Source organism: Pseudomonas sp. SMN11, assembly GCF_052041945.1.
Lineage (GTDB): Bacteria > Pseudomonadota > Gammaproteobacteria > Pseudomonadales > Pseudomonadaceae > Aquipseudomonas.
Genome location: NZ_JBKGGW010000022.1, coordinates 1 through 20594, shown reverse-complemented (window position 1 = coordinate 20594; position 20594 = coordinate 1). Strand labels below are relative to the sequence as shown.

21 protein-coding genes and 2 pseudogenes are annotated in these 20594 nt (G+C 63.9%); 7 read left to right on the top strand and 16 right to left on the bottom strand.

Translation table 11 applies throughout. The features are described 5' to 3' along the window. Positions 1-11: 11 nt before the first annotated feature. Together ACLEJU_RS18115 and ACLEJU_RS18110 are read right to left on the bottom strand one after the other, a co-directional pair. Positions 12-716: an SOS response-associated peptidase family protein gene (locus tag ACLEJU_RS18115; protein WP_435425309.1), complete on the bottom strand. Its 705-nt coding sequence runs from the start codon at positions 714-716 to the stop codon at positions 12-14. A gap of 147 nt (positions 717-863) precedes the next feature. Beyond that, positions 864-2066, bottom strand: a complete 1203-nt coding sequence (locus ACLEJU_RS18110; protein ID WP_435425308.1) for an MFS transporter — start codon at positions 2064-2066, stop codon at positions 864-866. A 137-nt stretch (positions 2067-2203) separates the two neighbouring features. Here ACLEJU_RS18110 and ACLEJU_RS18105 point away from each other — a divergent pair. After that, positions 2204-2389 (top strand): annotated as a pseudogene (locus tag ACLEJU_RS18105) (Y-family DNA polymerase); the annotation flags it as partial. A 329-nt stretch (positions 2390-2718) separates the two neighbouring features. On the opposite strand, the gene ACLEJU_RS18100 reads toward ACLEJU_RS18105, so the two are convergent. From ACLEJU_RS18100 to ACLEJU_RS18085, 4 genes are all read right to left on the bottom strand, one after another. Continuing rightward, complete coding sequence (locus ACLEJU_RS18100) at positions 2719-4047, bottom strand: MFS transporter (protein ID WP_435425281.1); 1329 nt, start codon at positions 4045-4047, stop codon at positions 2719-2721. Continuing rightward, positions 4044-4931, bottom strand: coding sequence for a glycine betaine ABC transporter substrate-binding protein (locus ACLEJU_RS18095; protein WP_435425283.1), 888 nt, complete (start codon positions 4929-4931; stop codon positions 4044-4046). Before ACLEJU_RS18095 ends, ACLEJU_RS18100 begins: the two co-directional genes overlap by 4 nt. 101 nt (positions 4932-5032) lie before the next feature. Further along, the gene (locus ACLEJU_RS18090; protein WP_435425280.1) at positions 5033-5302 is read right to left on the bottom strand and encodes a cupin domain-containing protein; all 270 of its coding nucleotides are present in this window, start codon (positions 5300-5302) and stop codon (positions 5033-5035) included. Between the two features lie 19 nt (positions 5303-5321). Beyond that, positions 5322-6986 carry a choline dehydrogenase gene (locus ACLEJU_RS18085; RefSeq protein WP_435425279.1) on the bottom strand — a complete coding sequence of 555 codons (1665 nt, stop codon included), beginning with the start codon at positions 6984-6986 and terminating at the stop codon, positions 5322-5324. 255 nt (positions 6987-7241) lie between these two features. Between ACLEJU_RS18085 and ACLEJU_RS18080 the strand changes: the two genes are divergently transcribed. Further along, positions 7242-8099, top strand: coding sequence for a LysR substrate-binding domain-containing protein (locus tag ACLEJU_RS18080; protein WP_435425278.1), 858 nt, complete (start codon positions 7242-7244; stop codon positions 8097-8099). A 52-nt stretch (positions 8100-8151) separates the two neighbouring features. On the opposite strand, the gene ACLEJU_RS18075 is transcribed toward ACLEJU_RS18080, so the two are convergent. The 4 genes from ACLEJU_RS18075 to ACLEJU_RS18060 all read right to left on the bottom strand — a co-directional run bounded on the left by ACLEJU_RS18075 (position 8152) and on the right by ACLEJU_RS18060 (position 10978). Next, positions 8152-8628 carry an RES family NAD+ phosphorylase gene (locus tag ACLEJU_RS18075; RefSeq protein WP_435425277.1) on the bottom strand — a complete coding sequence of 159 codons (477 nt, stop codon included), beginning with the start codon at positions 8626-8628 and terminating at the stop codon, positions 8152-8154. Next, positions 8628-9104, bottom strand: a complete 477-nt coding sequence (gene parS / locus ACLEJU_RS18070) for a type II RES/Xre toxin-antitoxin system antitoxin (RefSeq protein WP_435425276.1) — start codon at positions 9102-9104, stop codon at positions 8628-8630. Before parS ends, ACLEJU_RS18075 begins: the two co-directional genes overlap by 1 nt. Before the next feature lie 103 nt (positions 9105-9207). Beyond that, positions 9208-10299 carry a pyoverdine biosynthesis transaminase PtaA gene (ptaA, locus tag ACLEJU_RS18065; RefSeq protein ID WP_435425275.1) on the bottom strand — a complete coding sequence of 364 codons (1092 nt, stop codon included), beginning with the start codon at positions 10297-10299 and terminating at the stop codon, positions 9208-9210. Positions 10300-10396: 97 nt separating this feature from the next. After that, entirely contained in the window at positions 10397-10978 is a 582-nt protein-coding gene (locus ACLEJU_RS18060) for a biliverdin-producing heme oxygenase (protein WP_435425274.1), read from the bottom strand. A 142-nt stretch (positions 10979-11120) separates the two neighbouring features. Here ACLEJU_RS18060 and ACLEJU_RS18055 point away from each other — a divergent pair, with 142 nt between their 5' ends. After that, positions 11121-11660 carry a histidine phosphatase family protein gene (locus ACLEJU_RS18055; RefSeq protein ID WP_435425282.1) on the top strand — a complete coding sequence of 180 codons (540 nt, stop codon included), beginning with the start codon at positions 11121-11123 and terminating at the stop codon, positions 11658-11660. A gap of 19 nt (positions 11661-11679) precedes the next feature. Here the strand turns inward: ACLEJU_RS18055 and ACLEJU_RS18050 are convergent, their stop codons facing one another. Further along, positions 11680-12465, bottom strand: a complete 786-nt coding sequence (locus ACLEJU_RS18050) for a sulfite exporter TauE/SafE family protein (protein ID WP_103448188.1) — start codon at positions 12463-12465, stop codon at positions 11680-11682. 103 nt (positions 12466-12568) lie between these two features. After that, positions 12569-13180, bottom strand: coding sequence for a helix-turn-helix domain-containing protein (locus ACLEJU_RS18045; protein ID WP_435425273.1), 612 nt, complete (start codon positions 13178-13180; stop codon positions 12569-12571). Between the two features lie 115 nt (positions 13181-13295). Between ACLEJU_RS18045 and ACLEJU_RS18040 the strand changes: the two genes are divergently transcribed. The 3 genes from ACLEJU_RS18040 to ACLEJU_RS18030 are packed head-to-tail and all read left to right on the top strand — an operon-like array spanning position 13296 to position 15947. Beyond that, positions 13296-14426 carry an NAD(P)/FAD-dependent oxidoreductase gene (locus ACLEJU_RS18040; protein WP_435425272.1) on the top strand — a complete coding sequence of 377 codons (1131 nt, stop codon included), beginning with the start codon at positions 13296-13298 and terminating at the stop codon, positions 14424-14426. A gap of 18 nt (positions 14427-14444) precedes the next feature. Beyond that, a complete protein-coding gene (locus tag ACLEJU_RS18035) occupies positions 14445-14822 on the top strand; it encodes a RidA family protein (protein WP_435425271.1) in 378 nt (125 codons plus the stop codon). A gap of 60 nt (positions 14823-14882) precedes the next feature. Then, entirely contained in the window at positions 14883-15947 is a 1065-nt protein-coding gene (locus ACLEJU_RS18030; protein WP_110631572.1) for a YkvI family membrane protein, read from the top strand. 43 nt (positions 15948-15990) lie between these two features. Here ACLEJU_RS18030 and ACLEJU_RS18025 read toward each other — a convergent pair whose 3' ends face one another. From ACLEJU_RS18025 to ACLEJU_RS18015, 3 genes and pseudogenes are all read right to left on the bottom strand, one after another. Further along, positions 15991-16731, bottom strand: a complete 741-nt coding sequence (locus ACLEJU_RS18025; protein WP_371922750.1) for a methyl-accepting chemotaxis protein — start codon at positions 16729-16731, stop codon at positions 15991-15993. A gap of 117 nt (positions 16732-16848) precedes the next feature. Further along, positions 16849-17877 (bottom strand): annotated as a pseudogene (gene mcpA / locus ACLEJU_RS18020) (methyl-accepting chemotaxis protein McpA); the annotation flags it as partial. Positions 17878-18020: 143 nt separating this feature from the next. Further along, the gene (locus ACLEJU_RS18015; protein WP_435425270.1) at positions 18021-18899 is read right to left on the bottom strand and encodes a LysR family transcriptional regulator; all 879 of its coding nucleotides are present in this window, start codon (positions 18897-18899) and stop codon (positions 18021-18023) included. 100 nt (positions 18900-18999) lie between these two features. Here ACLEJU_RS18015 and ACLEJU_RS18010 point away from each other — a divergent pair, with 100 nt between their 5' ends. Beyond that, a complete protein-coding gene (locus ACLEJU_RS18010) occupies positions 19000-19428 on the top strand; it encodes a PACE efflux transporter (RefSeq protein ID WP_435425269.1) in 429 nt (142 codons plus the stop codon). Here ACLEJU_RS18010 and ACLEJU_RS18005 read toward each other — a convergent pair. Then, positions 19425-20489, bottom strand: coding sequence for a hypothetical protein (locus ACLEJU_RS18005; protein WP_435425268.1), 1065 nt, complete (start codon positions 20487-20489; stop codon positions 19425-19427). The two genes, ACLEJU_RS18010 and ACLEJU_RS18005, sit on opposite strands and share 4 nt — an antisense overlap. Positions 20490-20594: the final 105 nt, after the last annotated feature.

The window sequence follows — 20594 nt, the reverse complement described above, 5'->3', positions numbered from 1 at the left end:
GCAACAAAGATTCAGGGCTGATGCTCGGCATCCAGCATCACAATCAGTTCAGCCCCTTCATTTCGCACATTCCCCACGTCCTTGCCCACCGCAAACCATTCGAACGCCTCCACCGGCAGGCACTGCTCCCGCGCCAGGCGTTCGGCCTCCTCGGCAGGTACCTCAGGGTCGATCCACACACGTGCATGCTCCGGGCTCAGTACCAAGGGCCGGCGGTCATGGATATCGACCATCCCCGCATCGCTGGCGGCGGTGATGATGACGAAGCCATCCCCTTCGTTCGGCTCCAGCTCCGCATGCACCTCTGCCAGCGCTGCCATGAACATCGGCGCCTGGCTTTTCAGGCGAATGAACCAGGGCTGTTTGCGCTTGGGATCCTGTGGGTCGGCCACCCATTCATACCAGCCATCGGCCATCACCAAGGCTCGCCCTTGCGGCCAAAAGGCCTTGAAGAACTTGCCGGTGGTCACCGTCTCAACCCGCGCGGTGATCGGTACCGGCCGTTTGCCCGTGGCCCAGAACGGCGCCCACCCCCAATGGCAAGGATCGATGCGCAGGCCATCGGTGGCGTGATGCATTATCAGCACGCGGCTGCCGGGGGCGACGTTGTAGCGGCCGATCGGCACGTTGTCGTAGTCGCTGATCACGTCCTGCTCGGCGTCCAGTTCACGCAGGTAGTCGGCCAGGCCCTGATACTGGGCGAAGCGTCCGCACATGGCATGTACCCCCATTTGTCGAAAAATCCTATCTCAAGGCCGTCGCATGACTTCCATCCTGGGTCCCACATCCACCTGGTCAGGATAGACGGCGACAGCTTGCAGGGGCCGCTTACCTTCCACGGTGACCCGGCAGCCTGACCCGGTCTAGCGCAGCAGCATAACCCCGGCGAGGGTGGCACCGGCAAAGCCCGCCCCGACCAGGAAGGTCGCCTGGAACCCTGCGCCATCCCACAGCAGCCCGGCCACCACGCTGGCGATCAGCAGGGCCACCCCGGTCAGCAGGTTGAACAGGCCGAATGCCGTGCCGCGCAGATTGGCCGGCGCACTGTCGGCGATCAGCGCGGCGAAGATGCCCTGGGTGAAGCCCAGGTGCAGGCCCCAGGCCGCCACGCCCAGTGCCAGCCCGGCCCAGCCTGGCAGCAAGGCCAGCAACAGGTCGGCGGCGATCAGCAGGGCCAGCCCGATCATCAGCACGCCACGGCGGCCCACCCGGTCCGACAGCACGCCGGCCGGGTAGGCCGACAGCGAATAGGCCAGGGCCATGAGCACCAGCACCGCGGGCGCCCACAATGGTGCCAGGCCCATGTCCTGGGCGCGCAGCAGGAGGAATGCTTCGCTGAAACGGGCCAGGGTGAACACCATGGCCAGGCCGATCAATCGCCAGTAGGCCGGGCCCAGTCGTACCAGCTCATGCAGCGCCAGCGGCGAGCGCACCGGCCGCGCGCTGGGCGCCGTCTCGGGCTCGCGGACGAAGGCAACGAGAATGTACACGGCGACGAACGCCGGGATCACCGCCACCCAGAACACCGTCTGGAAATGGCTCGCGGTCAGCCACATCAGCACGATCGCCAGCAGCGGGCCGAGGAACGCGCCGACGGTGTCCAGCGTCTGGCGCAGGCCGAAGGCCGCGCCACGCAGCTCGGGCGGGGTCACATCGGCCACCAGCGCATCGCGGGGGGCACCGCGGATGCCCTTGCCGATACGGTCGACGAAGCGCGCCGCCGTCAGCCATTCCAGCCCGGAGGCCATGGGGAATACCGGCTTGGTCAACGCGCCCAGGCCATAGCCCAGCACCGTCAGCAGCTTGCGCTTGCCGAGGCGGTCGCTGAGCGCGCCGGAGAAGACCTTGGTGATCGACGCGGTGGCCTCGGCGATGCCCTCGATGAAGCCGACGGCGACCACCGAGGTGCCAAGCACGGCGACCATGTACAGCGGCAGCAGGGCGTGGATCATTTCCGAGGAAATGTCCATGAACAGCGACACGAAGCCCAGCGCCCAGACGCTGCGGGGAATCTTCGGCAGGGCCTTGGCGGTGGTGCTGTGCTCGGTCTTTTCGGCGCTGCGCATCGGGAATCTCGGCGCGGTTGTCACAGTTCGAAACTGTAGGAGTTCGTACGCAGGATGCAAATCGGATGCGTGGCGGGAGGCATCGGTGGGAGGTTGTGATTAACTGTATATAAGCACAGTATCATTGGCGCTTTCTGATGAATCCCACCCCTGTCTTTGCCCCGATCGACTGCAACAGCTTCTACGCCAGCTGCGAGCGGGTATTTCGCCCCGACCTGCAGCGCACGCCTATCGTCGTGCTGAGCAACAACGACGGCTGCATCGTCGCCCGCAGCGCCGAGGCCAAGCCGCTGGTGAAAATGGGCCAGCCGTACTTCCAGGTGACGCAGGGGGAGGGGAACGCTGCGCAGTGCCGCGGTGCCGGCGGCGGCGCAGTGGGCGATGAGGCGGGAGCTGATGAGTGCGGGGTTTACCACGCAGGTGGCCGGGTTGTGGCGGGTCAACCCTTGAGGCCATCGGGGACCGGATGACCAGGTCCGGTTGGCGCGGTCATGTGTAGGAGCGGCCTTGTGTCGCGAAAGGGCTGCAAAGCAGCCCCAGGGTTTCAGTGCAGATGTATAAATTGGTGGGCTGCTTTGCAGCCCTTTCGCGACACAAGGCCGCTCCTACAAGAGCCCGCTCAGCCCAAGAGAGGCATCGCCTGTGAAATTTTTCAGTCGAGCGCGGCGGCCTCGCGCAAGCTCAGGGCATTGGTTTCGGGGGCATACAGCCACGAAACCACCAGGCCGATCAGGGTAATCACCGCCGCCGCATACATCGTGTTGGCCACCCCCATCCCGCTGAGCGAGGCCGGCACCAGATAGGTCCCGGCAGCCGCACCCACGCGGGAAAACGACGTCCCGATCCCCACTGCCATCGAGCGCATTTCCGTGGGAAAGATCTCGTTCGGGTACACCAGCGTCAGGACCTGAGCACCGCCAATGAACAGCGCATACAGAGAGAAGAACAGCAGGATCAGCCCGCTCGAACTGCTGTTGTAGGCACCCAGGCCCAGCAACGCCATGCCGGAGAACAGGAAACTGCAGATCAGCATGTTGCGCCGCCCCACCGTATTGATCAGGCGCGTGGCGATCAGGCAGCCGATGACGAAGAACAGGGTGATGGCGACGGAGCTGAGCGAGCCGAAGTCACCGGTCAGCTTGAGCGCCGCCAGGACCTTGGGCACAAAGGCGTAGACCGCGAACACCGGCACGATCGAGCAGGTCCAGAACACCACCACGAACATCATCCGTTTGCCGTAGCCAGAATGCAGCAGGTCACGCAGCGGCAGCTTGCGCTCCTGCGCCTGCTCCGGAAGGTTGGCGAGCGAGAACGCACGGCCATAGACCTGCTTGATGATCGCCTGCGCCTCATTGCGGCGTCCCTTGCTCAGCAACCAGCGCGGTGATTCCGGGGTACCCAGGCGTATCAGGAGCAGCAGGGCACCCAATACTGCGCCACTGGCCAGTACCCAGCGCCAGGCCTGCTCAGCGTCACTGCGCAGGATCAGTTCGCTCACCACATAGGCGCAGGCTGCACCTGCAAACCACAGCAACGCCAACGCCGCCAACCTGGGCCCGCGGTACCGCCTGGGCAGAAACTCCACCAGCAGGGCGGTTGCCACCGGATACTCGATACCCACCGCCACACCAATCAACAGCCGCAGCATGAACAACGCCAGCGCCGTATCTGCCCAGCATTGTGCGACTGAGGCCAGCACGAAGATCACCGGGCCAACCAGGAACATGCGTTTTCTGCCGAACACATCCGTCAGCCAGCCTCCGATGAAACCACCGAAGAAGATGCCCAGCAGCGCCGAGGCTGCAATCATGCCTTCCCAGAACCCATCGAGTTGCAAGGCAGAGGACATCTGCAACATCACCACGCCAATGATGCTCAGGACATAACCATCAACGAATGAACCGCCCCCTGAGCGAACGGTCAGGCGTTGGTGAAAGCGGTTCAGGGGTACGTCTTCAATGGAGGTTTGCGCACGCTTCATGGTTGCCCCGCTGCCAACTGGAACATGGCGCTGAAGGTGGCCTTGTGGGCAGCGTAATAGTCGGCCACGACCTGATCGGCCGAAGTCTCGCGCGCCTGTTTCATCATCCTTTCCAGGTCCTTGAGCGGGATCTGGTAGTGGGCGAAGAATGTCGCCACTTGCGGGAAGTCCTTGCTGAAGCCCTGACGGGCAATGGCGTGAATCTGTTCGGCCTTGCCGTAGACCCCCTTGGGGTCATCCAGGTAGCGCAACGACCAGGTGGAAAACATCCAGTGCGGGCTCCAGGCATTGAGCAACGCCCACTGCCCGCGTTTGAGCTGGCGGTCGAACTCGTTGAGCATGCCGGTTTCGGACGAGGCCACCAGCTTGTAGCCGTCGAGCTTGTAGTCGGCGATGGCGCGCGTGGCGGTCTTGTACTGGCCGTTGCCGACTTCCGAGGTGAGGATCTTGCCGGCGAACTTTTCGCGGACCTCCGGCTTGTTCAGGTCCTCGATGCTTTTGACTTCGCTTTCCGCAATGCTGGTGGGTACCGCAAGGCCCAGGCGGCCTTCGTACAGTACGCCCAGGTCTTCAAGCCTATCTTTGTACTTGTCCCAGAACGGTTTGTGGCTGTACGTGAGCCACGCCATGGGGATCATGTCGACCTTGCCGGCAGCCAGCGCCTGAAACTGGATCCCGATATCGGCCATGACCAGTTTCACCGGTTGCTGGAGCTGGTCTTCCAGGGCCAGCTTGGCCAGTTTCGTGGTGATCTCGGCGTCGGCCCAGTTGACCCAGCCGACCACCACGGGTTTCTTGTCCTCGGCCTGGCCAAGGGCGGCCAGCGAGGCAAAGGCAATACCCACTGCCCATTGGCACACGGTGCGGGTTCTGACGAGATTCAGGATCATCGGGCATCTCCATTTCTTGTAATAGTCGGGTTTGGCAGATTGATGATTGGCGCTGTCGCTTGTTGTTCGTTCAGCCATCCTGGCTGGCGTGACAGTCAGAGGTACTGGTAGCGATTGACCACGGGTGTACGAATGGCCCAGAGGCCATCCACACCTTTACGGATGGTCACGTGGTTGCCGGCGGCAATGGCGACCGGGGGATTGTCAGGGCTGTAGATGACCGCCTCGCCGCTTTGCACGACGAACTGCACGTCCTGGTCGTACTGGTAGGCGAAGCGGTCGGTTTCGCCGCTTTCCCACAGCGCCCAGTTTTGGCTGGCTTGCTGCTCTTCGGCGGTGGCCTGGCGTTGGATGATGGTGGTCATTGCGTTGCTCCTGCGGCGTTCACGCCGACACCTTCTGTCGAGCGCCCTGCATGATTTGGCTGTGATAGGGCAGGGCTTCAGGCTGCAACCCCGATTTGCCCAGCACCAGGTCGCTGGCTTTCTCCGCCAGCATGATGGTGGCGGCATTGATGTTGGCACTGGGCACAGTCGGGAACACCGACGCATCGATCACCCGCAGACTTTCGATACCCCTGACCCGCAGGTGGCTGTCGACCACGGCCATGGGGTCCGTGTCGCTACCCATCTTGCAGGTGCCGCAAGGGTGGTAGGCGCTGGCGGCATCTTCGCGGATGAAGGCATCCAGCGCCTTGCCTGAGCGGATGTGGCGGCCCGGGGTATCCTCGCGATGGTTGTAGCGTTTGAACGCGGGCTGCTCGGCGAAGTCGATGCCCAGGCGCATGGCCTCGCGCATCACCCGCCAGTCTTCCTCGGTGGCCATGTAGTTCGGGTCGATGCGTAGCGGGTCGGCGACCCTGGCGCTGCGTAGCTTCACCGAGCCGCGGCTGGTCGGGCGCATGGGGCCTACGCCGATACGGTAGCCGTAGGTAGTGCTGAGCGGGATCCAGTTCTTGTCGAAGAACACCGGGAAGAAGTGGAACTGGATATCCGCATGCGGCGTGGTCGGCGAACTGTTGAGGAAGGCGCCGACGTGGCACTGGTTGACCGCCGCCACACCCTTCCTGAAGCCGAACCACTGCAAGCCGGCCCAGAGCATGCGGTGGTATTGCAGTTCGCGGTTCAGCGATACCGGTTCCTTGGTTTCCATCTGGATATGGCATTCCAGGTGGTCCTGGAGGTTTTCGCCGACCCCCGGCACGTTCAACCGGGCGGCAATGCCGTGCTCGCGCAGTTGGTCGACAGGGCCAATACCCGAAAGCATCAACAGCTGTGCAGAACCGAATACGCCGCAGCACAGCAGGCTTTCGCGCTGCGCACGGACATCGATCACACGGTTCTGGTAGACGACGCGAAAGCCAGTTGCCCGCGTGCCTTCGAAGTTGATCTTCTGTACTTCGCAGCCTAGCCAGAGGGTCAGGTTGGGGTGCTGGCCCAGCGCGTGGATATAGCCATAGGCAGCGCTGTTGCGAATGCCGTCACGCACGCTCATCTCGAAGCGCGAAACCCCTTCCTGGCGGTAGCCGTTGACGTCGTCCGTCAGACTGAAGCCCGCCTGTTGGCCCGCTTCCAGGAACGCGGCATTGAGCGGGCTCAGCTGTTCCTGGCGCTGGGCACGGATGGGGCCGCTGTCGCCACGGTGGATGCCGCCGATCGCGCTGGATTCGATCTTCTTGAAGTAGGGCGCGCAGTCTGCCCAGCTCCAGCCTTCTGCCCCCTGTGCCTGCCAGCCGTCGTAGTCGAGCGGGTGGCCACGCAGCCAGGTCATGCCGTTGATCGACGACGAACCACCGAGCACCCGCCCACGGGGTTGCTGGATCTTGCGGTTGTTCAGGTGGGCCTGTTCTTCGGTGTAGTACCACCAGTTGTATTTCGACGTCGGCTTGAACGCCGAGCGCAGGCCCGCAGGCATGCGGATGATCCACGACTTGTCGGAAGGGCCCACCTCCAGCAGCAGGACCTGGTGGCCCGCATCGGAAAGCCGACGCGCCAGCACGCAACCCGCCGAGCCAGCACCGGCAATCACATAGTCAAATTCGGCTTTCATTGTTCTTCTCCGGCACACACGGCCAAGCCAATCGGGGCATCGCTGGTGAGTGGTCACACACCGTCGACGGGCTCAATCTAGCCAAGGGTGGAGCAGGCGGATATCGAATAAAAAATAAGCTCGGCATAAAAAGAATTTAAGCCGCAAGCAACCAGTCGTTGCTGGGCCGGTGCAGGGCGCAGGCGTGTTTGACAGGCGTTTTTTCATGCCTGCCTAATGCCGGGAAGCGTTCATTTTTCCGCCGAGGTAGTTTCCGTGCGCCTTCTCGACCTTGCGTTGCTGCACAGCTTCAAGACCATTGCCGAAAGCAAGAACCTATCGGTGGCATCGCAACGGCTGCACAAGACCCAGGCGGCGGTGAGCATCCAGTTGAAGAAGCTGGAGGACCTTGTGGGCGAGCGGCTGGTGGAACGGGGGCACCAGAGCACGGTACTCACGGCCCACGGAGAGCGCATGCTGGAATATGCACGCAGGATGCTGGCGCTGAGCGACGAGGCCATGGCGCATTTCACCAAGGGTGAGGTGTGCGGCACCGTCCGCTTCGGCATCCCGGATGACTACGCCAGCGCGTTCTTGCCACCGGTCATTCAGCAGTTCAACCAGCGTTACCCGAAGGTCAGCCTGAAGATTCGCAACGACATCACCCAGAACCTGTTCACCGCCCTGGAGGCTGGCGAGCTGGACCTGGCGCTGGTCACCCAACGGGCGGCGGATGGCAATGGTGAGGTACTGCGCTGTGATCAGCTGCACTGGGTGGGGGCGGCAGGTTTCGAGCTGGACCGCAGCGCGCCGCTACCGTTGGCGCTGTACCCTCATGGTTGCGGCTATCGCCGGCACATCCTTTCGGCGTTGAGCGCCAGTCTGATCGATTACGAAGTGGCCTTCGAGTGTACGGGGGTTACGGGTGTGCAGCTGGCAGTGGAAAGCGGGCTGGCGATTGCGGCAACGTCCACGCCGTTGATTCGGCCGGGATGGCAGATATTGGAGACCGGTGACGTGGCGCTGCCGGCGTTGGGTAATGTGATCATCGAACTGCGTCAGAGCCTGGGTGAACCTTCGGCCGCAGTCCGGTTTTTTGCCGATGAGCTACGCAGGCAAGTCGTTGCGCGCTAGCTTCGAAATCGCCGGGGCTGCGATGTGGCGCGTAGCGGCATGGGCAGAGTATTCAGAGGTTCTGGGAGCCGACTTGGAACATCCGTGGGTCGTACATGAAGTCGTATATTTCAACCACCTGGATTTGATTCACTGCTGGATGGCCGGGGTTGATCACGATATTGCGCTCCAACGGCAGGATGGCAGATGGGATGATCAGCCCAAGGTGGCTGTTCGACTTCAGCCAGGCAGTGCCGAATTCCATGCTTGGGCGGTCGGCAGGCAAGCTGGCCCAACCTTCGGGCAGGTCCGCCGCATCGACGTGCAGATACAGCGAAGTCTCTGCAGGTAGCTCGAAGCAGGTGATCTTCAAGGGAACAGTGGGTTCGCCCGTCGCGTGTACAAAGGTTTCCAGGCAACAGATTGCCGGCGTCATGCCCATGTATACGGCCGGTACGTCCTGATCGTTCCAGCGCCCGCCTTCGATGGCCGCACCCTTGCCGCTCAAGTCAGTGGCGCGTCTTGCCTTCGCTATTCGCCACCCACGCATCAGGCAACCCCGCCCCATTCCAGAGCCTGCAGCACCCGGCGCACCTGCTTGGCACCGATTTCGGTTTCGCAGAGCAGGATCGGCGCAATATCACCCAGGGCCTTGTTCGGCTTCGACAGCCACTGTGCAGCAGCGTCGCGGCTCTCGAAGACTTCCTCGGCCTGATGGGACACCGAGGCAATGCGGTCCAGGCGTTCGGAGGCGACGGTATCGAGCACTTCGTGCTCCCGAACACGCCGCTCAAGCGTGGAGATCGAGGCATTGAGCAGTAATGCCAGGCTAGGTTCTTCCAGATTGAAGGTGTAGCGCACGGCGCGGAACAGCTGGGCAGAAAAGCCGCGCTTGATCTGCACCAGCCGTTCCGACTCCCTGAGTGCATAGCGGCTGGCGCTGAATGCCCAGAATTCGTCGATGCCTGAATTGCGCACATCCTCTCTGGCTTTTTCCTGGCGCCGCTGGGCGATTGAAGTGCTCATCACTCCTCCGTCAATTGACTGTTAATTTTCGTCAAATAAAGTATAGGCGTGTCTGGCACTCCATTGCACCTACCTTCCGGCAGGCGCGTGTTTTCCCGTTCGCTTATCCGCCCGTCACCCTGGCAAAGGCTTCCCGAAAGCGCAGCATGTCGTGTTCATCGCCGACACTCACCCGCACCCAGTTCGGCCAGCTTTGCCACACTCGCCCCACCAGCACGCCGTGCTGGGCCAGCCGGTCCACCACCGGCTGTGCGGGCCCGCGCATGTCGATCATGAAGCAGTTGGTCTGCGACGCCGTGCACTGCCAGCCGCGCGCGCCCAACCAGGCGACTGTGTGGTCGCGCAGGCGAGCGTTTTCGGCCTTGCGCTGGGGCACCAGCTGCGGGTCGTTCAGGCTCGCCAGCCCCGCCAGCAAGGTCGAGGCGGCGGCTACGTTGTCGCCGTCATACATCTCCAGGCGCTCCAGCAGCGGGGCCTGGCCGATGGCCAATCCGAGGCGTGCCCCGGCCATGCCGTAGAGCTTGGAGAACGTCTGCAACACCAGCAGCTGCGGGTGCTCCTTGACCAGGCTGATGCAGCTTTGCGCATCGCTGAAATGGATATACGCCTCGTCCACCAGTACCACGCTGTCGGCTGGCGTGCGCTTGAGCAGGCGCTCGATATCGCGCCGCGGGGTGAGCGTGCCGGTGGGGTTGTTGGGGTTGCACAGGTAGATCAGCCCGGGGGAGCTGTCGGCCGCCAGCATGGCATCGACGTCATGGGCATGGCGCGCATCCAGGGCCACCGCGTGTACGGCGCTGCCATGGCCGCGGGCAGCTTCGGCAGCGGCTTCGTAGGACGGTTCGGCGAGTACCAGGCTGCGTGGGCCGGTGAAGGCCATCACGGCGTGCTGCAGGGCCAGTTTCGAGCCACAGAACACCTGGACCTGCGACGGCTCCAGGCCGTGTTCGGCAGCGAAGGTGTCGATCAGGCGGTACTGCGCCTTGTACGGGTAACGCCCGCATAGCTCGATGCCGTCACGCATGGCCTGGCGGGCAGCGGGGCTCGGGCCCCAGGGGCTTTCGTTGTAGTTGATGCGCACCGGCCCTTGGTCGGTGCCTGGCGCTGCGGGGGCTTCGCCGGCCCAACCCAGTTGGCCAAGCAACGGGAGGGCCATGCCCAGGCCCACCAACGAGCGACGTGTCATATCGGTCATGAATCGACTTCCTTGTTGTCATTGGATACAACAAGTAACGAGAGCCGACACTGGCAATTCATAGTGGCAAAACGCCGAATAGCGTCTGGTCAAGGCTCTAATTCAATACATTGCGCTGGCCGAGCCACTGTTCGAAATGGGTGAAAGTGTCGATGGCGGCCTGTACCGTGGTGGCCTGTGCCGGCCCTTCAGCCGATGCCTGGCCAAGCCGCTCGAGGAAGCTGCGCCAGTAGCTGCCGGTCAGCGGCCCGTACACATCGAGAAAGGCGGCACCGCTGTCGTGGCCGATGCCCAGGCGCTCGGCCATCGCCCGTTTGAGCACCTGGCCACCCAGGGTCGAGCCCTCCAGTACATACATCACGCCCAGCGCGCTGGCTTCGTCGTGAATGGCCGGTAGTGCCTGGCACAATGGCAGCGCGTCGATGTCGGCTTCGCTCAGCTTCAGGGCCTGCAGGTCACGGGCCAAGGTCGCGGTCTTGCGGCGTTCTGGCCCCTGATAATCACTCAGGTAATGTTCCAGGGGGACATGAAAACCGTAGTAGGCCTGCAGCAGGCGACGGTAGGCAGCACTGTCGAAGCCTGGGCTGAAGAAGGGCAGGCGGGCTTCCAGCGCCTTGTGGCAGTCACGGGTGCCTTCACGCAAGGCGAGCAGCAAGGGGCTGGTTGAGGTGGCGGGCATTGATCAAGGGCTCTGGTGGCATTTCGCCTAGGTTGGAGTGGCGATGCTAACCCGGCGTTCCGCTTTGGCGTGACTTTGTTGCAGTAAAAATGCGGCTGACGTGCTAAACCAGTCGGCCTGACTATCAATGAAGAACGCCCTGGTGAAAGCCGTACGCCTGACCTTGCTCTGCCACGCCCTGACCCAGGCCCAGAAAAGCGGGCGTCTGGCGCAGCCCGACGACGGCATTTTGCCGTTGGCCGTCGAACCCTTACCAATCCCTCCCGCCACGCAGCTGCTGGCTGCGCCGGAGCGGCGTGCGGCGCAGACGGCGGCGTGGCTCTCGTCACAGGCGCAGATCGAGCCGGCCTTGGCCGATTGCGCCCTCGACCATTGGCAGGGTTTGCCGCTCAAGCAGTTGCAGGCCGAGCAGCCTCAGGCGTTGGCGCAGTGGCTCAATGATCCGTTCAGCGCGCCCCATGGCGGTGAGTCGTTTGCGCAGGTGTGCGAGCGTGTGGCGGCCTGGTTGATGGCCTTCGACAGGCCGGGCGAGTGGCTGGCGGTGACTCACCCTTGGGTGATTCGCGCAGCGCTGATGACGGTGTTGGAATGCCCACTGGCTGCCGCGCAGCGGATCGATGTGCTGCCGTTGTCACGGGTCGAGTTGAGCTTTACCGGGCAGTGGCGCTTGCGTCTGGGCTGAGCAAGCGCCAGTTGCCGGGTCAGAACGCCAGCTTGTAGCCGATCAGCAACAGCATGGTCGCCAGGCAGGGGCGCAGCACGCGGTCGGAGATGCGTCCGGTGAGGTGGCTGCCCAGGTAGATGCCGGGCAGCGAGCCCAGCAACAGGTAGCCGAGCAGCGACCAGTCCATGTTGCCCATGCCGGCGTGGCCGATACCGGCGACCAGGGTCAGGGGTACGGCGTGGGCAATTTCGGTACCGACCAGGCGGCGAGTGGCCAGGAACGGGTAGAGCAGGAACAGCGCCACGGTGCCCAATGCACCAGCACCGATCGAGGTGAGGGTGACCATCACACCCAGCACCACGCCGGTCAGCACGGTGAGGGTGTTCAGGCTGCGGTCGCTGAGGTGGTAGTGGTCACCGGCGTGACGGCTGGCGAACGCTTGCAGGCGCGACTTGAACAGGATCGCCAGGGCGGTGAGGATCAGCACCACCGCCAGGCCTTGCTTGATGATGGCGTTCAGCGCCGTGGTGTCGGTGTGCAGGGTGCTGAGGAACCACAGGGTCAGCGCTGCCGCCGGCACGCTGCCGAGGCTGAGCAGGCCGGTGATCTTCCAGTCGATGTTCTTGTTGCGCGCATGTACCCAGATGCCACCGCCCTTGGTGATGGCGGCATACAGCAGGTCGGTGCCCACGGCAGTCGCGGGGTTGATGCCGAACCACAGCAGGATCGGGGTCATCAGCGAGCCGCCACCGACGCCGGTCATGCCGACGATGAAACCCACAACCAGTCCGGCAATGGTGAAACCGAAAGATCCTACATCCATACGCTACTCGACTGCCCAGCTTTGCCCGTTATCGGATGGGTGCCAGCATATAGGGAGTTTTTATAGCCAAATAGACTTGTTCGTTATTAGGTTATAACCGGCCTCAGCGGTCGGTCATCACCACCATCACATGGGCATCGCCGCCATCTTCGCTTTCCGACAGGTAGATGTGCCCCACCTGGCTGTCGAAATACGCCGTTTCCTGTGGCCCGATGCTGACCGCCTCGCCGGTTTCGAATTCGATGCGCACCCGGCCGCTCAGCACCACCGCGAACTCCTGGCCTGGGTGGCGGATAAAATCGTCGAACTGGCCGCGTTCGCGAGCGATGATGCGGGCGTATGCAGGGGTCATGCGCCGTTCCGGGAAGGCCCCGGCGATCGGGTGGTAATCATAGGTGCCGGTGGAGTATCCGGCGGCGGCGGGCAATGAGTCGACCACCACGGTCACCGGCGCCGCCACGGCTTCCGCCACCGGGCCACTGGCCCGGAACAGGTGGGCGATGTCGACATTCAGGGCACGCGCGGCAGCGGCCAGTTTTTCGTAGCTCACCGAAACCTGCGCCAGTTCCATCTTCGACAAGGTCGACACCGGCACGCCACTGAGCTCGGACAATTGCTTGAGGGTCAACTGGCGTGCCTTGCGCACCTGGCGCAGGCGCCCGCCGACTTCGGCGCGGTCTAGCAAGGGCAGGGCAGCGGGGCGGGCATCAGGCATTCGCGAGTCTCGGCATACTTCGTGGGTCGCGCATCTTAACTCGCGCGCTTGCATGTTTCGAAATTCTCATATATTAGAATTCTCATAAATGATAATTTTCCAAGCAGGAGCGTGCATGACCCAGATCTACGACACCCTGATCGTCGGCGCCGGTATCGCGGGTGCCTCGCTGGGCTATCGCCTGGCCGGTGAACGCCGCGTGCTGTTGCTCGAACGCGAAGCGCAACCGGGCTACCACTCGACCGGGCGCTCGGCCGCGATGTTCATGGAAGCCTACGGCACCCCGCAGATCCAGGCCCTTACCCGCGCCAGCCGAGCCTTCTACGAAGCGCCGCCAGCAGGCTTCTGCGAGCACCCGCTGCTCGAGCCGCGTGGCTGCCTGTATGTCGCCAGTCATGAACAACGCGAGCTGCTTGAGCACACCCACGCGCAGAACCTGGCCAACGGCACTGCGGTCAGCCTGCTCGACCGCGACGCGGCGCTGGCGCTGGTCCCCAGCCTGAACGTCGACAGCCTGGCCGGTGCGGTGCATGAGCCGGGCGCCATGGACCTGGATGTGCACGCTCTGCACCAGGGCTTCCTGCGTGGCTACCGTGCCGCTGGTGGCGAGTTGCGCTGCAACGCCGAACTGCTCCGGGCCCGCTACATCGATGAGCTGTGGCAGGTGGAGCTGGCCGACGGCAGCCAGCTGCAGGCGCACAGCCTGGTCAATGCCGCCGGTGCCTGGGCTGACCGGGTGGCCGAGCAGTGTGGCGTGGCCCGCGTCGGCCTGCAGCCGTGCCGGCGCAGCGCGTTTACCTTCCCCGGCCCGGCCGACCAGGACTTTGCCCGTTGGCCTGCGGTGATCGGTGTCGACGAGAGCTTCTACTTCAAGCCCGACGCCGGCCAACTGCTGGGCTCACCGGCCAATGCCGACCCGGTCGAGCCCCAGGATGCCGCGCCCGAGGAGCTCGATATCGCCCTTGGCATCTACAACATCGAGGCCATGACGTCGCTGTCCATCCGCCGCCCGAGCCACACCTGGGCGGGCTTGCGTTCGTTCGTCGCCGACGGTGACCTGGTGATCGGTTTCGACCCACACATGCCGGCGTTCTTCTGGCTGGCGGCGCAAGGTGGCTATGGTATCCAGTCGGCAGCCGGCGCTTCGCGTCTGGCCGCCGACTTGCTGCTCGGGCAAGCGTTGTGCCCGAGCCTGACCGCCCAGGGGGTGGCGCCCGAGCGCCTGTCCCCGGCACGTTTCCAGTAACCCTGAAAGGAGTTTGTCATGAGCAATCAGATCCAGCGTTTCCCCAGCAGCCTGCCATTCCCGTTTTCCCGTGCGGTGAAGGCCGGCGGTTTCCTGTTCCTGTCCGGCCAGGTGCCGATGAGCACGGCTGGCGAGGTGGTGCGCGGTGACATCCAGACCCAGACCCGCGCCGCCTGCGAGCGCATCGCCGAGAGCCTGGAGGCCTGCGGGGCGCGCTTCGACCAGGTGGTCAAGGTGACGGTGTGGCTGTCGTCGATGGACCACTTCGCCGGTTTCAACGAGGTCTACAAGGCGTTCTTCGGCGCCGCGCTGCCGGTGCGCTCGACCGTGGCGTCGGCGTTGGCGCTGGGGGTTGATGTGGAGATCGAAGTGCAGGCATTCGTCGGCGAAGGTTGAGCCAGCCGCGGTTCGCGGGCAAGCCCTGTGGGGCCACAACAACAATAACCAGAGGTTCACATGCAAGAACAACTGAAGATCGCCGGGGCCTTCGTCGGCGTGATCGTGGGGGCGGGCTTTGCGTCCGGGCGGGAACTGCTGTTGTTCTTCGTCGATTTCGGCCTCTGGGGGCTGTTGGGCGCCCTGGTCAGTGCGGCGTTGTTCACCTTCCTCGGCATGGCCCTGGCCGGGCTGGGCAACCGCCAGCGCGCCACCTCGCACAAGGATGTGATCCAGGCCATCTGCGGGCGCCATCTGGGCTTGTTCGTCGATTGGCTGATCACCTTCTTCATGTTCGCCGTGACCGTGGTCATGCTGGCCGGCGGTGGTGCATTGCTGGAGCAGCAGTTCGGCATTCCGGCGCTGACCGGCAGCGTGCTGGTGACGCTGTTGGTGGTGGCGATCGTGTGCCTGGACGTGCGCAAGGTCATCGTCGCCATTGGCGCCATTACCCCGTTGCTGATCCTGGTGGCCTCGGCGATTGCCCTGTACGCGGTGTTCACCCGCGGGCAGAGCCTTGCCGCACTCGACCAGCTGGCCAGCCAGCAACAGGCGGGCACTCGGCACTGGTTGCTCGGGGCGTTTCTGTACGTGTCCTACAACATTGTTGCCGGGGCACCGATCCTGGCGATCCTCGGCGGCTCCGCCAAGGGCGAGAAGGCTGCAGTATGGGGCGGCCTGCTCGGGGGCGCTGCACTGGGCTTGCTGATGCTGGTGATGAGTGCCGGGCTGTTGTCGCGCCTGGACAGCGTGGCCGACTTGCCCATGCCGATGCTGTCGATTGCCAACGAAGTGTCGCCGCTGCTGGGCGTGGTGATGTGCCTGATCATCTTCGGCATGATCGTCAACACGGCGGTTGGCACCCTGTTCTCGTTCCTGTCGCGGTTGTTGCCAGCGGGCACGGCCAAGTTCCGCTGGGGTTCGGTGGTCACCGGGGTGGCGGCGTTCGTCTGCAGCCTGGTGGGGTTCATCAGCCTGGTGGGCGAGGTGTATCCGCTGTTCGGCTATTTGGGCTTTGTGCTGATGGCGGCAGTGTTGCTGGCTTGGGTGCGACGGGGCAGGAGCGGCCAGGCGGTGGCCGCCTAGCGCGCAAACCCCTCGTCGGCGAGCACCGACGAGGGGCGGTGCATCAGATGCGGAAGCTGCCCACCAGCTGCTTCAGGCGCCCGGCCTGCTGAGCCAGGGCATCGCAATGCTGCAGGGTCTGGTTGAGGTTCTCCACCCCTTGCTGGTTGAGCGCGTTGATCTGGGTGATGTCCAGGTTCAGGCTCTCGACCACCGCGGTCTGTTCCTCGGTCGCCGTGGCCACCGACTGGTTCATGCCGTCGATTTCACCGATGCGCTGGGTCACGCTGGCCAGGCGCTCGCCGGCCTGGTTGGCCACCTGCACGGTCTGTTCGCTCGATACCTGGCTGGTGTTCATGGTGTGCACCGCCTCGCGCGAGCCGACTTGCAGGCTGGTGATCATGCGGTGGATTTCTTCGGCCGACTCCTGGGTGCGGTGTGCCAGGTTGCGTACCTCGTCGGCAACCACGGCAAAGCCGCGCCCGGCCTCACCGGCACGGGCGGCCTCGATGGCGGCGTTAAGCGCCAGCAGGTTGGTTTGCTGGGAAATGCCCTTGATCACGTCGAGGATCTTGCCGATCTCGTCGGTGCTGGCATTGAGGGTTTCGATCTGTTCGCAGGACTCGCTGATACGCTGGGACAGCGCGGTCATGGCGTTGATCGCCTGCTCGACCACCTCACGGCCGCCGTGGGCCTGGTCACTGGCGCCGCTGGCGTGTTGCGAGGCATCGGCTGCATTGCGGGCGATCTCCTGGGTCGCGGCGCCCAGCTGGTTGATCGCCGCCGCCACGCTGTTGGTGCGCATGCTCTGTTCTTCGGAGCCGATGATCGAGGCATTGGAAGCGTTGACCACCTTTTCCGACAGATCGTGCACAAGGCGGGTAGCCGAAGACACTTCGCTGATCGAGGTATGGATACGCTCGACGAAGCGGTTGAACGAGCTGGCCAGTTCGCCGAATTCGTCCTTGTGCTGCACGTCGAGGCGGCGGGTCAGGTCCCCTTCACCTTCGGCGATGTCGCGCATGGCGCGGCCCATGGTGGTCAGCGGGCGCATCAGTACCGGGATCAGCAGGCCGAGCAGCACGGCGATGGCGACCACGGCGATGAGCATGGCGATGATCGCCGAGGTGCGGAACTGGCTGAGGGCGGCGTAGGCCTTGTCCTTGTCGATCGACAGGCCGATGTACCACTGCGCCGACGGCAGGCCGGCGACCGGGGCGAACGAGATCAGCCGTTCCTCGCCGTTGAGGGTGACGTCCTGCATGCCGGCAGCCACGTGCAGGCCGCTGCCTGGGTAGATGTCCTTGAGGTTCTTCATCAGCTGGTCCTTGTCCGGACTGACGATCACCTGGCCACTGCTGTCGGCGAGGAAGGCGTGGCCGATGCCGCCGAAGTCGACCGAGTTGATGATCTCGACCAGGGTGTCGAGGGTCAGGTCGCCGCCCACCACGCCGATCAGTTCGCCGCTGCGTTTGCTTTTCACCGGTACCGCGATGGTTACCATCAGGCCACCGACGGCACCCTGGTACGGGGCAGTGAGCACGGTCTGGCCGGCGCTGGCCGCACTGGTGTACCACGGCCGTTGGCGGGGGTCGTAGCCGGCCGGCATCTGCGTGTCAGGGCGCTGGGTGAACACGCCGTTGGCCTGGCCCAGGTAAGTGAAAAGGAAATTTCGCGTGTAGGAGGGCTGCTCGATCAGCCCGCCCAGGGTCTCTCCTGCCCCTTGTTCGGCAATGTCCTGCGCCAGATTTTCCAGTACCAGAATGCGCCCGCTCATCCAGTTCTGCACGCTGCTGGCGGTCAGCGCGCCGGCCTGCTGCACGGAAGATTCGATGTTCTGGCGAAGGGTGTTGCGTTGCAGATAATCGTTGTAGAGCGTGAACAGCGCAAAGGCCAGCACCACGACACCGCAGGCGCTGAGGAGGATCTTGTGGCGAAATTTCAGGTTCATGTTTCGAGACCTTGAGCCATGGAGGGGAGGGCGCCACGCGCTTGTGGCGCGATGGCGGGGCCTGTCTCCTGGCATATCGGCTTGACCGGTAAAAGGTTGAAACACTTACCTATTTTTTGCCGCTCCGGTCGACGGACGGTGAGCTAGCCAGCGGCCAGCAGGTCGATCAACAGGCGTGCGCCCCGGCGCAGGGGCTGCTGCTTGCGCCAGAAGGCGTGGATCGGCAGCTGAAGCTCGTTGCGGGTGTTGCGAAACTGCAGGCGCACCAGGCGCCCCGCATCGACTAGCGACGCCACCCGGGTCAGTGGCAGGTCGCCCCAGCCAAGGCCGGCTTCGACCATCTGCAGGGCCAGGTCGAAACTGTCGGTGGACCAGTGCGTGGCGCCGATCAGCGGGCGTGGGTCGAGCATAGGCAAGTCGCGACTGCGGACCAGAATCTGGCGCACATTGACAAGGTCTTCGAGGTAGTGGATCCGGCCTTCGCGCAGGGCCGGGTGGGCAGGCGCCAAAGTGGCCACCAGCGACTCCATGCCGATATGCTGGAAGCTGCGGCGGGCATCGACCTGCAGGCCGGCAAAAGCCACGCATAGGTCGGCGCGGCCGCTGTCGAGCATGTGCAGCGCTTCTTCCTGCGGGGCGCTGAGCAGCTGAATGTCGAGCAGCGGGTAGCGTGCACCGAGGCTGGCAATGGCCGCCAGCAGCGGGCGATGGTCGATATCCGGGACCACCGCGAGGGTCAGGCTGCTTTCCAGGCCTTGGGAAAGCTCCAGTGCGTGCACCTGCAGCAGGCCCAGCTGCTCGGCGATCAGCCGTGCATGGGGCTCCAGTGCAAGGGCCTGGGCGGTGGCGCGGACCTCGCGTGAGCCGCGCTCGAACAAGGTGTAGCCCAGTTCGGCCTCAAGGTTGCCGATGGCCATGCTCACCGCCGAAGGCACGCGCTGCAGGGTGCGTGCTGCGGCGGAAAACGAACCGCGGTCGAGCACGGCGAGAAACAGCTGGATGTTGTCGCTGGAAAAATTCATGGCAGCCTCCTGTCAGTCAATCTGAAAGCTGCTGACTTTTCCTGTCAAGAAGATTGAATCATCCTTGCGCCTCATCGCACTTCGACACATGAGGTAACCCATGCAGGGCGTCAAACGCAAACTGGTCTACGTGACCTTCTATGAACTGATCGGCCTGTGCATGTCGACGCTGGGGCTGGCCTACCTGTCGGACACCCAGGCTTCGCACACCGGGCCGCTGGCGGTGATGATCACCACCATCGCCATGCTCTGGAACCTGATCTACAACAGCCTGTTCGAGTACTGGGAGAGCCGCCAGGCCAAGCGTGGGCGCAGCGTGGCGCGGCGGGTGGCGCATGCCGTCGGTTTTCAGCTGACCTTGGTGGTGTACCTGATTCCGCTGATTGCCTGGTGGCTGGACATGAGCCTGGTGGAGGCGTTCCTGGTGGACCTGGCATTCATCGTTCTGATCCCGTGCTACACCTTCGCCTACAACTGGGCGTTCGACCGGATCTTTGGCTTGCCGAGTTCGGCCATGGCTGCGGCCTAAGGCAGGCGAATCAGCAGCGGCTCCTGTGCTGCCGGCGCCTGCCGCTGTTCGCTCTGCTGCTCCATCAAGGGCTGTGGCATGGTCGCCAGCAGGCTGTCCTCGACCTGCCCAGACAGGTAGTACACCCCGGCCAGTGCGCCGCTCTGGCGGTTCTCCATGAGCTCCTGCCATTCCTGGTTGAGTGCCACATTCAGGATCACCCGCAACTGCTCGATCATCTGCGGCTGATCTCGGTTATGGGCCATGATGCCGTAGCCGGTCGATACGATCGAAATCATCGCCCCGGCCACCTTGCCCACGGCGCTGGCCACGGCGCTGGCGATGCCGCGTGGGGCCAGCGTGGCGCCAATTTTTTCGCTGGCATCGGTCGCCACGGACGACAAGCCCGCGTCGGTTTTGCCGGGGCCTTTGGCGGCCTGTTTGTGCAAATGGTCGCGCAACGCCAGCCAGGCCGGTTGCTGTTCCAGCGACTTGGCGCGCAACAATTCATACAGCGAGGCATTGCGAGCGGGTGGTGGCCCCAGGTGGATAGCCGGGATGCGATTCAGGCGTTGGCTGATTTGCTCGGGGGCAGCATTGTAGCGCTGGATGATGGCGGGCAGTTGCTGGCCGAACAACTGTATATACAGCTCGCAGGCACGATCGCGGATGCCCTCGGGGTTGATCTGTTCGGCCACCGGTTCGATCACCCGCTCGTGATACTGCTCCTGCAGGTACAGCGCCAGGCGCTTTTCCGCAGGCTCGCGGCCCTCACCGCTGTCGAGCTTGTACCACGCTACCTTCATGGTCAGCCACTGCTGGGTCCAGTAGCCGGTGAACCAAGGGATGAAGTCTTTTTCGGTGCGTTGCTGCACCTGCTCTTTCCACACCCGCATCGAGCGCCGCGCATAGTCGTTTGCGGAGCCAGCGGCGCCGGCCGAAGCCTCGATCAGCTCCTGGTCGATGCGCTGCCAGGCGGCAGGGTCGAGCACCGCCGGTGGGGGCGGGGCAGGCGAACGCTTGCCGGCGCAGCCGGCGATGGCCAGCAAGAGGCACAGCATGATCAACAGGCGTGGGCTCACTCGGCGGCCTCCCGGGGGATAGAGGCTGGGTGGTTATCCGAGTATAGGGTCACGGTCCGGAGGCTGCTGTGCAGCCCATCGCCGGCAAGCGCGGCTCCCACAGGT